The 14,673-nt window shown below is 72.2% G+C and carries 14 protein-coding genes; 2 read left to right on the top strand and 12 right to left on the bottom strand.

Going from position 1 to position 14,673, the window contains the following annotated elements; all coding sequences use genetic code 11:
- Positions 1-58: 58 nt before the first annotated feature.
- On the top strand, positions 59-394 hold the full coding sequence (locus ACH4SL_RS11220; RefSeq protein ID WP_398443705.1) for a trypco2 family protein: 336 nt from the start codon (positions 59-61) through the stop codon (positions 392-394).
- Positions 395-430: 36 nt separating this feature from the next.
- On the opposite strand, the gene ACH4SL_RS11215 is transcribed toward ACH4SL_RS11220, so the two are convergent.
- On the bottom strand, positions 431-1,330 hold the full coding sequence (locus ACH4SL_RS11215; protein ID WP_398443703.1) for a sigma-70 family RNA polymerase sigma factor: 900 nt from the start codon (positions 1,328-1,330) through the stop codon (positions 431-433).
- Between the two features lie 206 nt (positions 1,331-1,536).
- Between ACH4SL_RS11215 and ACH4SL_RS11210 the strand changes: the two genes are divergently transcribed.
- Positions 1,537-2,664: an alkene reductase gene (locus ACH4SL_RS11210; protein WP_398443701.1), complete on the top strand. Its 1,128-nt coding sequence runs from the start codon at positions 1,537-1,539 to the stop codon at positions 2,662-2,664.
- On the opposite strand, the gene ACH4SL_RS11205 is transcribed toward ACH4SL_RS11210, so the two are convergent.
- The 11 genes from ACH4SL_RS11205 to ACH4SL_RS11155 all read right to left on the bottom strand — a co-directional run bounded on the left by ACH4SL_RS11205 (position 2,636) and on the right by ACH4SL_RS11155 (position 14,646).
- Positions 2,636-3,568, bottom strand: a complete 933-nt coding sequence (locus tag ACH4SL_RS11205; RefSeq protein WP_398443699.1) for a BTAD domain-containing putative transcriptional regulator — start codon at positions 3,566-3,568, stop codon at positions 2,636-2,638. The genes ACH4SL_RS11210 and ACH4SL_RS11205 overlap by 29 nt on opposite strands.
- Before the next feature lie 58 nt (positions 3,569-3,626).
- Complete coding sequence (locus tag ACH4SL_RS11200; RefSeq protein ID WP_398443697.1) at positions 3,627-4,862, bottom strand: FAD-dependent monooxygenase; 1,236 nt, start codon at positions 4,860-4,862, stop codon at positions 3,627-3,629.
- Positions 4,863-5,013: 151 nt separating this feature from the next.
- A complete protein-coding gene (locus tag ACH4SL_RS11195; protein ID WP_398443695.1) occupies positions 5,014-5,343 on the bottom strand; it encodes an antibiotic biosynthesis monooxygenase family protein in 330 nt (109 codons plus the stop codon).
- A 64-nt stretch (positions 5,344-5,407) separates the two neighbouring features.
- On the bottom strand, positions 5,408-6,898 hold the full coding sequence (locus ACH4SL_RS11190; RefSeq protein ID WP_398443693.1) for an MFS transporter: 1,491 nt from the start codon (positions 6,896-6,898) through the stop codon (positions 5,408-5,410).
- A gap of 107 nt (positions 6,899-7,005) precedes the next feature.
- Entirely contained in the window at positions 7,006-8,637 is a 1,632-nt protein-coding gene (locus ACH4SL_RS11185) for a flavin-containing monooxygenase (protein WP_398443691.1), read from the bottom strand.
- A 109-nt stretch (positions 8,638-8,746) separates the two neighbouring features.
- Positions 8,747-9,409 carry a phenazine biosynthesis FMN-dependent oxidase PhzG gene (gene phzG, locus ACH4SL_RS11180; RefSeq protein WP_398443689.1) on the bottom strand — a complete coding sequence of 221 codons (663 nt, stop codon included), beginning with the start codon at positions 9,407-9,409 and terminating at the stop codon, positions 8,747-8,749.
- A gap of 21 nt (positions 9,410-9,430) precedes the next feature.
- A complete protein-coding gene (locus ACH4SL_RS11175; RefSeq protein ID WP_398443687.1) occupies positions 9,431-10,333 on the bottom strand; it encodes a PhzF family phenazine biosynthesis protein in 903 nt (300 codons plus the stop codon).
- The gene (locus tag ACH4SL_RS11170; protein WP_398443685.1) at positions 10,330-12,252 is read right to left on the bottom strand and encodes an anthranilate synthase family protein; all 1,923 of its coding nucleotides are present in this window, start codon (positions 12,250-12,252) and stop codon (positions 10,330-10,332) included. Before ACH4SL_RS11170 ends, ACH4SL_RS11175 begins: the two co-directional genes overlap by 4 nt.
- Entirely contained in the window at positions 12,249-12,872 is a 624-nt protein-coding gene (locus ACH4SL_RS11165) for an isochorismatase family protein (protein ID WP_398443683.1), read from the bottom strand. The genes ACH4SL_RS11170 and ACH4SL_RS11165 overlap by 4 nt, the downstream gene beginning before the upstream one ends.
- Entirely contained in the window at positions 12,850-14,100 is a 1,251-nt protein-coding gene (locus tag ACH4SL_RS11160) for a 3-deoxy-7-phosphoheptulonate synthase (RefSeq protein ID WP_398443681.1), read from the bottom strand. Before ACH4SL_RS11160 ends, ACH4SL_RS11165 begins: the two co-directional genes overlap by 23 nt.
- Positions 14,101-14,154: 54 nt before the next feature.
- Positions 14,155-14,646: a PhzA/PhzB family protein gene (locus ACH4SL_RS11155; protein WP_398443679.1), complete on the bottom strand. Its 492-nt coding sequence runs from the start codon at positions 14,644-14,646 to the stop codon at positions 14,155-14,157.
- Positions 14,647-14,673: the final 27 nt, after the last annotated feature.

Here is a 14,673-nt window from a genome sequence, read left to right as displayed (position 1 = left end):
GCCGAAAGCACTACAATTGGCCCTCCGCACCGCAGAACCACTGCTGGGGGAAGCCGCCGTGGAAGAGCCGTCCTTCGTCGGGCTGGCCGAGGTCATCACCCAGATCCGCACCGAGCTGCAGCAGGCGCGCGATACGGCGGAGGGCCGGCAGATCGGCTTCACCGTGGAGAAGGTCAGCCTGGAGTTCACCGTCCAGGTCCACCGCACCGGGCGCGCGGGCGGCGGCCTGCGCATCGGCGTCGTGACGGCGGAGCTGGGCGGCTCGGTGGACAGCGGCACGACCCACCGCGTCCAGGTCGACCTGGAGCCGCACGACGCCTCGACCGGCGGCCGCGTCCAGGTCACCCGCTCCCCGGAGTCCCTGGAGACCCCCGCGACCCCGGGCCTGCGCTGACGCGCCCCGACCCCCGCTCCCGGTCGGCGGATCCGCTCAGACCGTCGCGGCGACCGGCAGGACCGGGTCGAGCACGGCGATGTCGATGTCCGCGGGGTCGGCGAGAACGGCGTAGCGCGTGACGAGTCCGTCCTCGACGGTGATGTCGAGGGCGAGCAGCAGCCTTCCCCGGGGAGCCACGACCACGCCGACCGAGCCGTTGACCAGCGCAATTTCCGCGTACTGCGCGAAGCGGCGCAGCAGCACCGTCTCCTCCGCGACGGCTCGGGCGCCGCGGACCTGCCGGGCGACGCCGAGGCCGAGCGCCGCGGTGTCCGCGTGCCGGACCACGTCGGGGGCGAGCACGCTGAGCAGCCGGTCGAGGTCGCCGGTCCGTGAGGCGGCGAGGAAGGCGTCGACGGCCTGGCGCAGCCCCTCGGACCGCGCCGGGGGCAGGACGGCGGTGCCGTGCACCTTGTGCCGCGCCCGGCTGGCGAGCTTCTTCGAGGCGACGGTGTTGCGCTCGACGATGGGCGCGATCTGGTCGAAGGGAACGGCGAACATGTCGTGCAGGACGAACGCCACCCGTTCGGCCGGGTGCAGCGCGTCGAGCACGACCAGCAGGGCGCGGCCGACGGATTCGACGAGCACCGCCTCCTCCTCGGGGTCGACGCCCCGATCGGTCCCCTGGGCCGATTCCGGCAGCTGCTGGCCGACCAGTTCCTCCCGGTTGGACGCCCGCGAGCGCAGCATGTCGTAGCAGATCCGCGAGATGACCGTACGCAGCCACGCGCCGAGCGACTCCACCGTGGAGGCGTCGACACGGTGGAGGCGCAGCCAGGTCTCCTGCACCGCGTCGTCGACGTCGTTGGGCGATCCGAGCAGCCGGTAGGCGACGGCGCGCAGGTAGCCGCGGTGGGTCTCGAAGACCGCCGCCAGCCGGTCCTGATCGTCCATCCGGTCACCTTTTCCCGGCGCGTGCCGTCTGTCTCAAGAGGCTTCGGGCACTGCCCGGAAGGCTCGCGCGACGGAAGAAGGCCGGCGTCCGGCTCCCCCCCGACACATGTGCAGCTTTTCACAAGCATAACGGAGCCGTTCTGCCCGCCGAAGATTCCGGGGCCCGGGACGTACGACCCGGGACCCCGCAGACAGTGAGGACGCACATGAGGAGTACGACCAGCGTGGCCGCCGTGCGGCAGCCGTTGCTGCACGGCCTGGACGTCGGAGGGCTGCGGCTGCCGAACCGGGTGGTGATGGCCTCGGCCACCAGGGCCCGGGCCGTCAACAGCGGACTGGTGCCGACCGAGCTGCACGCCGCCTACTACGCGCAGCGGGCGAGCGCGGGTCTGATCGTCACGGAGGGCACCTGGGTGAGCGAGCGGGCGATCGGCTTCGCCCATGTGCCCGGCATCTTCACCGAGGAGCAGGTCGCCGGCTGGCGGCAGGTCACCGAGCTGGTGCACACGGCCGGTGGACGCATCCTGCTCCAGCTGTGGCACACCGGCGGCGCCGCGCACCCCGACCTGCTCGGCGGTGAGGTGCCCGTCGCCCCCTCCGCCGTCAACCCCGGCGAGATGAGCTTCACCCCGACCGGTTTCCAGCCCACCGTGACACCGCGCGCGCTGACCGCCGCGGAGGTCGCCGGGACGGTGGCGGAGTACGGCCGGGCGGCGGAGAACGGGCGGCGCGCCGGATTCGACGGTGTCGAGATCCACGCCATAGGGCCTTATCTCATCCCGCAGTTCCTCAACCCCCGGCTGAACACCCGCCAGGACGCCCACGGAGGGGACGCGGCGCGGCGCCGGCGCTTCCTGCTGGAGGTCGTGGACGCCGTCGCGGAGCCGTTCGGCGGCCGGGCCGTGGGGGTACGGCTGTCCCCGTACTGGAACATCGGGGAGTTGTTCGACGACAGCGAGGCCACCCTGCGCGACTACGACGCGCTGGTGGCGGAGCTGGACGACCGTCCGGTGGCGTACCTGCATCTGCGGGGCCGCGACACCGCGGAGGGCGGCGCGCCCGACCTGGCGGCCTTCGCGCGCTTCCGCCGCCTTTTCCACCGGCCGCTGATCGCCAACAACGGCTTCGGCGCAGAGTCGGGCAACGGTGTCGTCGAGGCCGGGCTGGCCGACGCGGTGTCCTTCGCCCGGCATTTCATCGCCAACCCCGACCTGGTCAGCCGGCTGGCCCTGCGGCGGGAGCTGTCCCCCGGCGACCCGGACACGTACTACTCCGGTGGCGCCCGCGGCTACGTCGACTACCCGCTCACCGACTGGACGGGCGGCTCTCGCTAGCCCTCAGCAGGCGGTGCAGGCCGGACCGCATCTCGACAACCTCGCGTTCCAGCGTCAGGAGCCGGTCCGCGAGGCTGTCCCCGGCCTCGGTACGCGGCGCCGCCGCGCCGCTTCCGGGCTGCCGGGGCCCGGGGTCCGGAACGGCCGGCCGGCCGGCCGTTCCGTCGAGGACGTGCTGCTTCATCCTCCGCAGCTCCGGCCCCGGTTCGATGCCGAGTTCGGTGACGAAGCGCAGGCGGGTCCGCCGGAAGAGGTCCAGCGCGTCCGTGGTGCGCCCCGACCGGTGCAGTGCGAGCATCAGCTGGGCGCTGAGGGATTCACGGAAGGGGAATTCGGCGGCGTAGCACAGCAGTTCCCCGACGATCTCCCGGTGCCGGCCCAGGGCCAGCATCACGGCGATGTACTCCTCGGCCACGGCGCACCGGTCCTCCTCCAGCTTGACCAGCAGGAAGCGGGCCCACTCCCCGGCGAAGCCGATCGGCACCGGGGCGTTCCACTCGTCGAGCGCCTTGCGCAGATGCTCCGCGGCGGTGTCCGGGTCGCCCTCCTTCGCGGCACTGCGGCCGAGTCCGGCGTGCTCCTGGAAGCGGTACAGGTCGACCCGCTGCGGCGGGACCCTGATGAGGTAGCCGCCGGAGTGGGTCTCGACCAGACCGCCCCCGTCGTACTCGGCGAGCTTCCGCCGGATCTGCGACACGCAGATCCGCACCTGGCTGCGGGCGGAGACCGGCGGGGTGTGCCCCCACACGGCGTCGACCAGGCGGTCGGCGGTGACGACGCGGTTCGCCTCGAGGAGCAGCGCGGCCAGCAGGACCTGCTGCCGGTTGCCGTGGAAGTCGATGGTCCCCTGCCCGCAGCGGACAGCGAGCGGGCCGAGTACACAGAAGTCGATACCGCTTGGCATCGGTCACCCCCGAACGTAGGGCCGTTGGCTGGTCTTCTCGACGGCGGCCGGCCGGCGGTCAGCCGGGGCGGCCGGGGCTCTTCTCCACGGTGGCCCGGTAGGTGCCGGTGACCGCCCGCAGGGTGCCCGCCCGGTCCTGGCCCGCCGGCAGGGCGGACAGGGCGCGCTCGGCGGAGTCCATCGTGCGGTTGGCCAGGATGACGGCGCTGGTGGCCGGCCGCCGCGTCGCCTCGTAGCGGAGCAGCGCCGCCGGTACGTCGCGGAGCCCGTCGTCGCCACCGAGTTCGGCGGCCAGGGCGGCCGCGTCGAGGATCGCCTGGGAGGCGCCGTTCGCGCCGATCGGGTACATCAGGTGGGCGGCGTCACCGAGCAGGGTGACGCTGCCTTCGCCCCAGTGCGGGAGCGGATCGCGGTCGACCATCGGGTACTGGAGGATGCGCGGGCTGCGCCGGAGCACGCCGGGGACGTCCAGCCACCCGAGGTCCCAGTCCGCGAAGTGCGGCAGCACGTCCTCCAGCGGCGCCCGCGCGTCCCAGCCGGCCGGTGGCCCGTCGACAGCCGTGGGCACCATGCAGACCCAGTTGAGCAGTACCGCGCCGCGCCGGGCATGGCGGGCCGAGCAGGGGTAGGCGATCATCCGGGCACCGCGGTCGTCGTTGGCGAGGATCATGGTGCGCCCGTCCAGGAACTCCGGCAGCTCGGCCAGGCCCCGCCACATGTGGACACCGGCCGGCAGCAGCTCCATCCGGTCCGGGTGCAGCCGGGCGCGAACGGCCGAGTGCAGGCCGTCCGCCCCGATCAGGGCCTTCGCCGCGTACTGCGTGCGCGCGGTGGAACCGACCGCGGTCCGCTCCGCGTGCACCCGCACCCCGGCGCCGTCCGCGGAGGGCTCGAAGCCGACGAGCCGGCTGCCGGTGTGCACCGCGTCCGGGCCGAGCCGGTCGAGGACCGCGGTGAGCAGCAGCATCTGCAGTTCACCGCGGTGGATGGAGAACTGGGGGTGTGCGTGCCCCGCGTCCTTTCCGCGCGCCTCGGTCATCACCGTGGCACCGGTGGTGTCGAGGTAGCGGTGCTCGCGGGTGGGTATGCCGGTGGCGGCGAGGGCGTCGCCGAGTCCGAGGGCGGTGAGTTCGGCGACGGCGGCGGGCTGGATGTTGATGCCCACGCCGAGCGGCCGGATCGCTTCCGCCGCTTCCAGGACGAGCGGCCGGCGGCCCCTGGCGTGCAGTGCCAGCGCGGCGGTCAGGCCGCCGATGCCGGCGCCGGCGATCACGATGTCTGCGGTGGTGGTCACGGCACTCACGTCTCCCTGTACGTCGGCGTTGCGGTGCGTGCGGTGCTGCCGGTCGTGCGCCGGTCGTGCGCGGCCCGGTGGGCCGGACGGCGCGCCCCGCCCCCGCGGGAGGGGGTGGCGGGGGCGGGGCGCGGGCCGGTCGTCCCGCCGGTCAGGCGTGGTGGACGGCGGCGACCCGGTAGACCGCGGGGGCCGCCTTCGCGAGTTCGGCCGTACGGCGGGCGTAGCCGCCCATCTCGGCGTCCCCCTGCACGGCGCGCAGGGCCTCCGGACTCTCCCACTGGGCGTAGTTGACCACGCGGCTGCCGTCGAGGCTGGCGAGCACGGTGACCGAGACGAAGCCCGGCCGGGTCTTCGCGACCTTTTCCGTCCCCTCGTTGAGCAGGTCGACGAGTTCCTGCTGCTTCGCCGGTTCGACCTCGAAGACGTTGATCAGGGTCGCGATCCCGTCGTTGGCCCGGATTTCGGTGGTGTCGCTCATGTCAGTCACCTTGTCAGCAGTGCGGATTTCGTGGCGGATACGGACGTACGGGTGGGCAGCGGGCTCATACGGCGGCCATGTTGGCGCCGACGGTCTCCTCCGTGCTGGCGTGGATGAGGACGGCGCTCGCCAGCGCTCCCACCGCGAAGATCGCGGCGGAGACCAGGAATCCGATCGAGTAGCCGTGGACGGCGCCCTTCGCCATGACCTCGCCCACCGGCCCGCTGCCGTGGTGGGCGGTGATGTAGCGCGAGGTGGCGTCGGCCGCCACCGTGTTGAGCAGGGCCACCCCGATCGAGCCGCCGACCTGCTGTGCGGCGTTGACCAGGCCGCTGGCGACACCGGCGTCCTGTCCTCCGACGCCGAGCAGGGCGAGGTTGGCGGTGGGCACGAGGATGCCCGCCATGCCGAGGCCCACCACGCACTCGGGCCCGAGCACATGGCCGGCGAAGGAGGAGTCGACCTCGATCCGGCTGAACCAGACCAGCGCAACCGCGCAGATCAGGAACGAGGCCGAGATGATCAGCCGGGGCGGGACGACCCGCATCAGCCCGGTGACCACACCGGAACCCACCATGATCACCAGGGTCAGCGGCAGGATCGCCACCCCGGTCTTGAGTGCCGAGTAGCCGAGCACTCCCTGCAGGTAGTAGGTCATGAACAGGAACATCCCCATCATGGCCATGAAGATCAGCAGGGACCCGAGGAAGGCACCGGTCCGGTTGCGGTCGGCCACCACCCGCGGCGGCAGCAGCGGGTGGCGGCCGCGGGCCTGGGTGGCGGCGAAGACCGCCACCAGCACGGCGCCGCCGATGAGGGCGCCGTAGGACTTCCCCGAGCCCCAGCCGTCGTCGGCGGCCTCGGCGAAGCCGTACACCGCCAGCGCGAGGCCGATGCTCACCAGGACGGCGCCCGGTACGTCGTACCGGGTCTGCCCGGACGCCCTGGACTCCTTGATCAGCGGGAGAGCGCCGATGAAGGCGGCGGCGGCGATCGGCACGTTGACGTACAGGCACCAGCGCCAGTCCAGGTAGTTGGTGAGCAGGCCGCCCGCCAGGAGGCCCACGGCGCTGCCGCCGCCGAGGACTCCGCCGTAGACCCCGAACGCGGTGGCGCGCTCGCGCGGGTCGGTGAAGGTGACGTTCAGCAGGGACAGCGCCGCGGGCGCCAGGAGGGCCGCGAAGACGCCCTGCAGGGCGCGCGCGGTGTAGAGCATTCCCTGGTCGACGGCCGCGCCGCCGAGTGCGGAGGCCGCGGCGAAGCCCACGAGTCCGACGAGGAGGGCCCGGCGGCGGCCGTTGAAGTCGGCGATCCGGCCGCCGAGCAGCAGCAGGCCGCCGAAGGGCAGGGTGTACGCGGTCAGCACCCACTGGCGGTTGGCATCGGAGATGTCCAGGTCGCTCTGCGCGTGCGGCAGGGCGACGTTCACGATGGTGGCGTCGAGCACCACGATCAGCGTGGCCAGCGCGATCACTGCCAGAGCCCACCAGCGCTTGGGATCGGGCCCGGCCTCACCCTTGGTGACCGCATCGCCCGAGGCGAGTGTTTCGCTCATCTTCAACAGATCCTTCGTTTCCTCGTTGCTCGTCGGACCGGCGCCGGCCGTTGCGGTCGGCGCGAGGTAGACGCAGCGCCCCCGTGGAACGTGACATGCGGGCGGGCTCAGGAGCCGGCCGTCTCCCCGGGCCCCCGGACGACGAATCCCGCGTAGTCGTCGTCCGTCACCTCCCGCAGTTTCTGCACGTACGCGGCGATACCGCCGAAGAAGAACATGTTGCGGCGCTTCTTACCGGGGATGTTGGCTCCGAAGAAATACGAATCCGCTTTCGGGAAAAGGGTGTGGTCGGCCGTCTGCTGGCAGATCTCCACCCACTCCTCCTCCGCCTTCCCGGTGGCCTCCACGGCCACGGCGCCCCGCTCCTGGGCGGTCCTGACGAGATCGGTGACCCATTCCACCTGGATCTCGATACAGGGCGGGATATTGCTGAACGTGCTGTTCGGGCCGTAGATCATGAACATGTTCGGGAATCCGTTCACGGCCATTCCCAGATAGCTGGTGGGACGGTCCGCCCAGTGGTCCTGGATGCTCTCTCCCCCGCGTCCGCGCGGGTTCAGCTGCCGGTAGGAGCCGTCGACCGCGTCGAAGCCGGTGGCGAAGACGAGCACGTCGAGTTCGTGCTCCGTGCCGTCCTCGGTGACGAGGCCGTTCGGCGAGAATTCGCGGATCGGGGTCTCCCTGACGGAGACGAGGCGGACGTTGTCCCGGTTGAACGTCTCGTAGTAGTCCGGGTTCGCGATCGGACGCTTGGCGTACAGGTCGGTCGGGGTGAGCAGGCGCGCGGTCTCCGGGTCCTGCACGATCTCCCGGATCTTGCCGCGGATGAACTCGGCGGCCGCCTCGTTGGCCGCCGGGTCGAGGGCGACGTCGTAGAACGCGCCGAACATGAAGCGGAAGCCGTTGCCCTCGTCCCATGCCTTCTGGAAGGCGGCCTGCCGCTCCTCGGCCGACACGCTCATCGCGGAGATCCTGCTCTCCTCGAAGCCGGCGGCGGCGAAGGAGTTGCGGGCCTGCTCCCAGATGGCGTCGTAGCGGGCCCGGATGTCGGCGACGTACTCGGCGGACACCGGTCCGTTGCCCGAGGGCACGTTGTACTGCGGGGTGCGCTGGAAGACCGTGAGGTGCCCGGCGGTCTTGGCGGCGGCGCAGATGAAGCCGGTACCGGTGGAGCCGGTACCGATGACGCCGACCCGCTTGCCCTCCAGGGAGAGGTCGGACGGCCAGTCGGCGGTGTGCACGATCCGGCCGCGGAAGGACTCGCGCCCCTTGATCTCCGGGGTGTACGTGGTGGACAGCGGCCCGAGCCCGGTCACCAGGTAGCGGGCGGTGAAGGTCTCCCCCGCGGCGGTGGTGACGGTCCACCGGCCGGTCGCGTCGTCGAACTCCGCGCCGCTGATCCGGGTCTCCAACTGGATGTCCTTGGCCAGGTCGTACTTGGCGACGACCGCTTCGAGGTACGACAGGGTGTGCGCCTGGCTCACGTAGCGCGTGTCCCAGTCCCACTCCTGGAGCATCTCCTTGTCCCAGGAGTAGCGGTAGACGAAGCCCTCGCTGTCCGAGGTGGCACCGGGGTAGCGGTTCCAGTACCAGGTGCCGCCGACGCCTCCCGCGGCGTCGAACGCCCTTGTCCTGAGGCCGAGTTCGTTGCGGAGCTTGTGCAGCGTGTATATCCCGGCGAATCCGGCGCCTATGACGATGGCGTCGAGGTCGGACTGCGGGGCGGAGGTGTCTGTCATGTTGGCTTCCCTGGTCTGACTGATCCTGAACTGGCTGATGGAGTGGACTGCTTGCGGCCGGCCCGCGCGCGGGCGGGAGGCCGGTGAGGAGACGGCACCGGTGCGGGGGTCACGGCTGGAGCGCGACCGCCTGCCAGCCCTCCGCGGTGCGGTCGTAGCGCAGCCGGCGGTGCAGCCGGTCGTCCGCGGCGGACCAGAACTCGACGTTCTGCGGTGTCAGCCGGTAGCCGGCGTAGGCCGGCGGGCGGGGGAGGGCCGCGCCGCGGTCGAGCAGCCGGCCGGCCTCGTCCCGCAGGCGCTCCACGTCGGCCGCCCCGTCCAGCACCTCGCTCTGCCGGGACGCGGTGGACATGGCGTGCAGCTGCCAGGCGCGCGCGTCCCACAGCCGGTCGGACTGCTCGCCGGGGATCTGTGCCACCGGTCCGGAGAAGGACAGCTGCTGCGCCGTCTCCCGCCAGTAGAGCAGTCCGGACGCCCAGCCGGTCTCGGCGATCTGCCGGCCCTTCAGGCTGGTGGTGTGGGTGGCGAACAGCAGACCGGCGGCGGAGATCTCCAGGACGGAGACGATCCGGGTGGACGTTCGTCCGTGCGGGTCGGCGGTCGCGAGGGCGAGGGCGAGCGGCTCGCGCACCCCGGAGCGGGCGGCGGACTCGGCCCAGCGCCGGGCCAGGGCCATCGGTTCCGCCGGCGGGTCCGCGTACTCGGGGAAGTCGCTGCCCGTGGTCCCGGTCAGGGTCTCGAACGCGCTGGTGCGCACGGGGTCGGGGGTCACGTGGAATGCTCCTCGGGTGGCTCAGACGTGGATGGTGCCGTGGGCGACGGTGACTCCCGAGCCGGAGACGTGCACCGAGGTGAGCCGGTCGCCGTCCGCCTCCGCGCAGGACCACATCACCGAGTGCCGGCCCATCTCGACGCCCTGGCTGATGGCGATCCAGTCGCCGTAGCGGATACGGCCGTGCCGGGCGAGGTGGACGGCGAGCGGGCCGGCCGCGGAGCCGGTCGCGGCATCCTCGGTGACGCCGTAGGCGGGGGAGAACATCCGCAGGCGCCAGGCCGTGCCGGAGCCCGCGAAGCAGTTCGCCGCCATGTCGGGGAAGGCCGCCAGCGCCCGGTGGTCGGGGCGGAGCCGGGACAGCGCGTCGACCGTGTCCAGGTCGACCAGGACGTGCCGGGGGCCGTTGCGGTAGATCTCGACCGGCAGGCCGGACCCGGGTACGCCGAGCGCCGCCAGGAGTTCGGCGGTGCGGTCGAACCTCTCCCACGTGGGCAGCGGCTGCGACATACGGGCGGAGACGGCGGTGCCGTCGACCCGTTCGAGACCGAAGGGGATCACCCCCATCGCGGTCTCCAGCCGCAGGGTGTCCTGCCGGGGGAACACCTCGCCCAGCGCGATCGCGGTGCCCAGCAGCGGGTGCCCCGCGAAGGGCAGCTCGTTGACGGGCGTGAAGATCCGTATCCGCGCGTCGCCGCCCCGCTCGGGTGCGAGCACGAAGGTGACCTCGGACAGGTGCATCTCCTGGGCGATGCGCTGCATCCGGCCGGAGTCGAGGTCGTCGGCGGCGAAGAAGACCGCGACCGGGTTGCCGTGCAGCGGGGTGTCGGCGAAGGCGTCCACCACCACGTACCGGTGGCCGGTGGCTCCGCCGCGCCGCGGCGCGGTGCCGGGCAGCGGCGCCACGATCCGTTCGCTCGTCATGGGCTCAGCACCCCTCTCGTCAGGGAGGCGAGGATCCGCGGTCCGTGCTGGGTGAGCACGGACTCCGGGTGGAACTGGAGCGAGGCGAAGCCCGGCCCCCGCAGGGCGTGCACCTCGCCGGTGACGGTGTCGCGGGATATCCGCACGGTGCCGACGCCGTCGACCTCGGCGGACTCGGCCGGCGCGACGGCGGCGAAGGAGTTGTAGAAGCCGACCCGCTCCTCGCGGCCGAACAGGTCGATACGCCGCTGCACCCCCTGGTTCGGCGCCTCCCGGCGGCGCAGGGGCAGTCCGAACCGGCCGCACAGCACCTGGTGGCTGAGGCACACCGCGAGGAAGGGACGCGATGCGGCGAGGAGCGCGTCCACCGCGGTGCGCAGGTGGGCGATCTTGGGGTGGCCGAGGTCGCGCGGGTCGCCGGGTCCCGGGCCGAGCACCACCAGGTCGTAGTCCTCCGGTGCGGGGAGGTCGTCGTGCGGGCGGACGGTCACCGCCATGCCGAGGGACCGCAGCTGGTGGTCGAGCATCGACGTGAAGGTGTCCTCCGCGTCGACGATCAGCGTGCGGCAGCCGGCAGCGCGGGCGCCGGAGGAGGCGGCCCCGTCTTCGGCGGCGGATTCCGTACCGAGCCAGAATCCGGCGATGGTGGTGTTCCGCTCCTCCAGCACGCGCCGGACGTCGGGGTGCGCGGACAGCTGCTCCCGCTCGTCGGTCTCCAGGGCGGCGAGCAGCCCGGCGGCCTTGCTGTGGGTCTCGGCGACCTCGGAGACCGGGTCGGAGTGCCGGACCAGCGTGGCCCCCACCCCGATACGCACCGTGCCGGACCGGTCGATGTCGGCCGTGCGGATGAGGATCGCCGAGTCCATCGTCCGCTCACCGGCCGCGTCACGGCCGATGAGGGCGGCGACACCGCTGTAGTAGCCGCGGCCCCGGCCCTCGTGGTGGCGGATCACCCGGCACGCGTTCTCCAGCGGGCTCCCGGTGACGGTGGGCGCGAACAGCGATTCGCGCAGCATGTCGCGGACGTCCCGGTCGGTGCGCCCCTCGATGACGTACTCGGTGTGCGCGAGCCGTGCCATGGTGCGCAGCTGCGGGCCGGTGACCCGGAGGCCCGGCCGGCAGATCCGGGTCATCATCTTCAGTTCCTCGTCCAGCACCATGTACAGCTCGTCGGACTCCTTGCGGTCGGCGAGGAAGTCCATGACGCCGGGCAGCGTGGGACCGGTCGCCGGGTAGCGGTAGGTACCGCTGATCGGGTTCATGGTGGCCCGGCCGGCGTCGAAGGTGATGTGCCGCTCGGGGGTGGCGCCCACGAAGGTGCGGGTGCCGGTGTGCACCAGGAAGGTCCAGTACGCGCCGCTCTCCAGCCGCAGCAGTCGGCGGAAGAAGGCCAGCGCGCTGTGCGGTGTGTAGCCGTCGATCGCGGCGACCAGGGAGCGCTGGATGACGAAGTTGGCGCCCTCCCCCGTGCCGATCTCCTCCTTCAGGACCCGGCGGACGGTCTCCGCGTAGTCGTCGTCGCCGATGTCGAAGTGGCGGCCGGAGAGGGAGATGGGCAGGTCGGGGAGCCGCTCCGTCGCCTCCGTGACGGTCACGGTGGACTGCGCCCCGACCGTCATGGCGACGAGCGGGGCCCCGTCGTCGGCGCAGACGAAACCGCGTTCGGTGATCTGCCGGTAGGGCACGAGGGCCAGGACCTCGTGGCGCGCGCCACCCGTGGACCGGGGGCCGGCCGGGTCGGGCAGCGGCACCTCCGCGAGCGTGCTCACCTCGGTGACCTCGCCGGTGAGCACGTCCAGCAGGCCGGGACCGTGCGCATGGGGGCGGTGGATGAGGGCGAAGGCCGGCGGCCCGCCGTCCAGGACGGCGCCGAGCAGGTCGCCGGCGCCCGCGGCGGATCCGCCGGGACGACCGGTCACGGGAACACCTCCGCGGCGGTGACGACGACCGCGCAGCGCTCGGCGGCGTAGTGCAGGGCCAGTTGGTGGTAGTCGGCGGTGAAGTCGGCGACCGCGTCGGCGACGACGAAGGTCTGGAGGTCGTGGCTGAACGCCTCGATCGCGGTGGCGAGCACACCGACGTGGGCGTACACCCCGCACAGGACGAGCTGGTCGCGCTTGCTCTCGCGGATGCGCTCCAGCAGGTCGGAGCGGTAGAAGGCGCTGTACCGCCGCTTGGTGAAGGCCCAGTCGCCGGGGGCGGGGGCGACCGCGTCGACGATCCGGCGGTCGGCGGCCGTCGCGCGCATCCCCGGTCCCCAGAAGTCCTTGAGCAGGCCGCGCTCGCCGTCGTCCATGTCTCCCGGCTGCGCCGTGTAGCCGACCGGGACCCCGGACGCGGCGGCCCGGCCGCGGACGGTGGCGACGTTCTCCACCAGCCGGCTGCGCAGCGGTTCGGGGAAGGGCCGCAGGAAGTAGCGCTGCATGTCGTGGACGAGCAGCACCGCGCGGTCCGGTTCGGCCTTCCACGCCGCCGGGCCCACGGGCAGATCGGCCGCCCGCGGCAGCGGGTAGTCCTCAAACGCGGGTAGTCCGGGCAAGGTTCTTCCCTTCCGTGCGTTGGATGTCCGCGGCTGTCCCGCCCGGGGCCTCGGGGTCCGAGCCCCAGGCGACGACGACCGACAGCGCCTGCCAGCGGGTCAGGCGCGGGTCGCAGACGCTCGTGTAGCGCTCACCGACCCGGCCGAAGTCGGATTCGTCGGTCACGCACTCGGTGACGTCGTCCGGAGTCGTCTCCAGGTGCAGGCCACCGGCCACTCCCCCGGACGCCTCGACCGCGGCGACGAACTGGCCGACCTCGCGGGCGAGCGTCGCGACGACCCGGGTCTTGTGCCCTTCCCCGGTGGTCACGGTGTTCCCGTGCATCGGGTCGCACATCCAGATCACCGGGAAGCCCGCGGTGCGGACCGCCGTCACGAGAGCCGGTAGCCGGTGCGCCGTCCGGCCCGCGCCCATGCGGGCGATCAGGGTCAGCCGGCCCGGCTCGCGCATGGGATCCAGCCGCTCGCACAGGGCGAGCAGCTCCCGCGCGGTCGTGGTGGGGCCGACCTTGCACGCCACCGGGTTGGCCACCCGCGACAGCAGCGCCGTGTGCGGGCCGTCCGCCTGGCGGGTCCGCTCCCCGATCCACGGCCAGTGGGTCGAGCCGAGCACCGGCGGGCCGGCGCCGTCCCGCCGCACCAGCGGCATCTCGTAGTCGAGCAGCAGCGCCTCGTGGCTGGTCCACACCCGGGGCTGGTCCTTAAGGGTGCGGGAGCTGCCCCGCCAGCCGAGGCAGTCCATGATGTCGCCGGCCGCCATGTAGCCGGTGAGCAGGCGCAACGGGTCGGGGCGCCGGGCCTCCTCGGTGGATTCCGGCGAGTTCACCAGATGCCCGCGGAACGACGGCAGGGTGACACCGTCCACGGTCTCCACGGCGCTGGACCGCGGCTTGGCGAACTGGCCGCCGATCCGCCCGACTCTCAGGACCGGCTTGTTCGTGACGAGGCTGAGCGCACCCGCCATGGCGTCCAGGGCGGCGACCTTGCGGCCGACGTGTCCGGGCGTGCACTCGTCGGGATTCTCCGCGCAGTCGCCGGCCTGGACGACCAGGCACTCGCCGGCAGCAACCCGGGCGAGCCGATCGCGCAGCGCGCGGACGTCCTGGGCCCGGACGAGCGGCGGACGCTCCGACAGCGCCCGCACCACCCGGCGCACCTGCGCGGGGTCGTCCCAGTCGGGCTGCTGCAACGCACGGCTCAGCGGGATGTCCAGCATCGAGCTATCCACGACTCTCCATCGGTAGGACCGTTCGGGATGTGACGGCTCCGGAACCCGCGTTCTCTAGGTCGGGATTCCTTCGCGCCGCACCTCGGGAATCGGGATCCCGAGGGCACGCAGCTGCTCGAACGGGTTCATGAACTCCCGCTGCTGCCTGATCTTTCCGTCGGCGAGCAGGAAGGAGTGCAGGAAGTGGTTCTCGTACCGTCCCTCCGGGTAGCCGGGGAAACAGATCTTCCCGGCTCCCTCGCACTCGACCCAGAAGAAATTCGGGTCCTGGGTCTCGAAAATCTTGATGTCACTCCAGACCCAGTCCGGAAAACACTTCAGCGACCACTTCGCGTGTTCGGCAAGGCGGTCCCTGCCCCGGGTGGCGATGGGCTTGCCCGTGTCGTTCGTCCAGAGTCCGCCGATTCCGTCCTCGGTGAAGAGGAGATGCCTCTCCAGTCGGGCCTGCCCGGTGGTGTGCATATACGTCTCGACGGTGGACCGGTTCTTCGTGCGCAGTTCTCTTTCAATGTCGCCACTGCTCGGGAAGTTACTGCTCTGCGGCATGGAGCTCCCCTTCCGTAAGACCGATTG

Source organism: Streptomyces sp. NPDC021020, from assembly GCF_044333285.1.
Taxonomy (GTDB): domain Bacteria; phylum Actinomycetota; class Actinomycetes; order Streptomycetales; family Streptomycetaceae; genus Actinacidiphila.
The sequence above is the reverse complement of the archived record's forward strand: the minus strand, read 5'-3'. Positions and strand labels throughout refer to the sequence as shown.

Bases quoted from the DNA above. Each gene is read 5' to 3' on its own strand.
- ACH4SL_RS11190 (WP_398443693.1), bottom strand. From the start codon at position 6,898: ATGAGCGAAACACTCGCCTCGGGCGATGCGGTCACCAAGGGTGAGGCC.
- ACH4SL_RS11185 (WP_398443691.1), bottom strand. From the start codon at position 8,637: ATGACAGACACCTCCGCCCCGCAGTCCGACCTCGACGCCATCGTCATA.
- ACH4SL_RS11155 (WP_398443679.1), bottom strand. From the start codon at position 14,646: ATGCCGCAGAGCAGTAACTTCCCGAGCAGTGGCGACATTGAAAGAGAA.
- ACH4SL_RS11210 (WP_398443701.1), top strand. From the start codon at position 1,537: ATGAGGAGTACGACCAGCGTGGCCGCCGTGCGGCAGCCGTTGCTGCAC.
- ACH4SL_RS11175 (WP_398443687.1), bottom strand. From the start codon at position 10,333: ATGACGAGCGAACGGATCGTGGCGCCGCTGCCCGGCACCGCGCCGCGG.
- ACH4SL_RS11195 (WP_398443695.1), bottom strand. From the start codon at position 5,343: ATGAGCGACACCACCGAAATCCGGGCCAACGACGGGATCGCGACCCTG.
- ACH4SL_RS11215 (WP_398443703.1), bottom strand. From the start codon at position 1,330: ATGGACGATCAGGACCGGCTGGCGGCGGTCTTCGAGACCCACCGCGGC.
- ACH4SL_RS11205 (WP_398443699.1), bottom strand. From the start codon at position 3,568: ATGCCAAGCGGTATCGACTTCTGTGTACTCGGCCCGCTCGCTGTCCGC.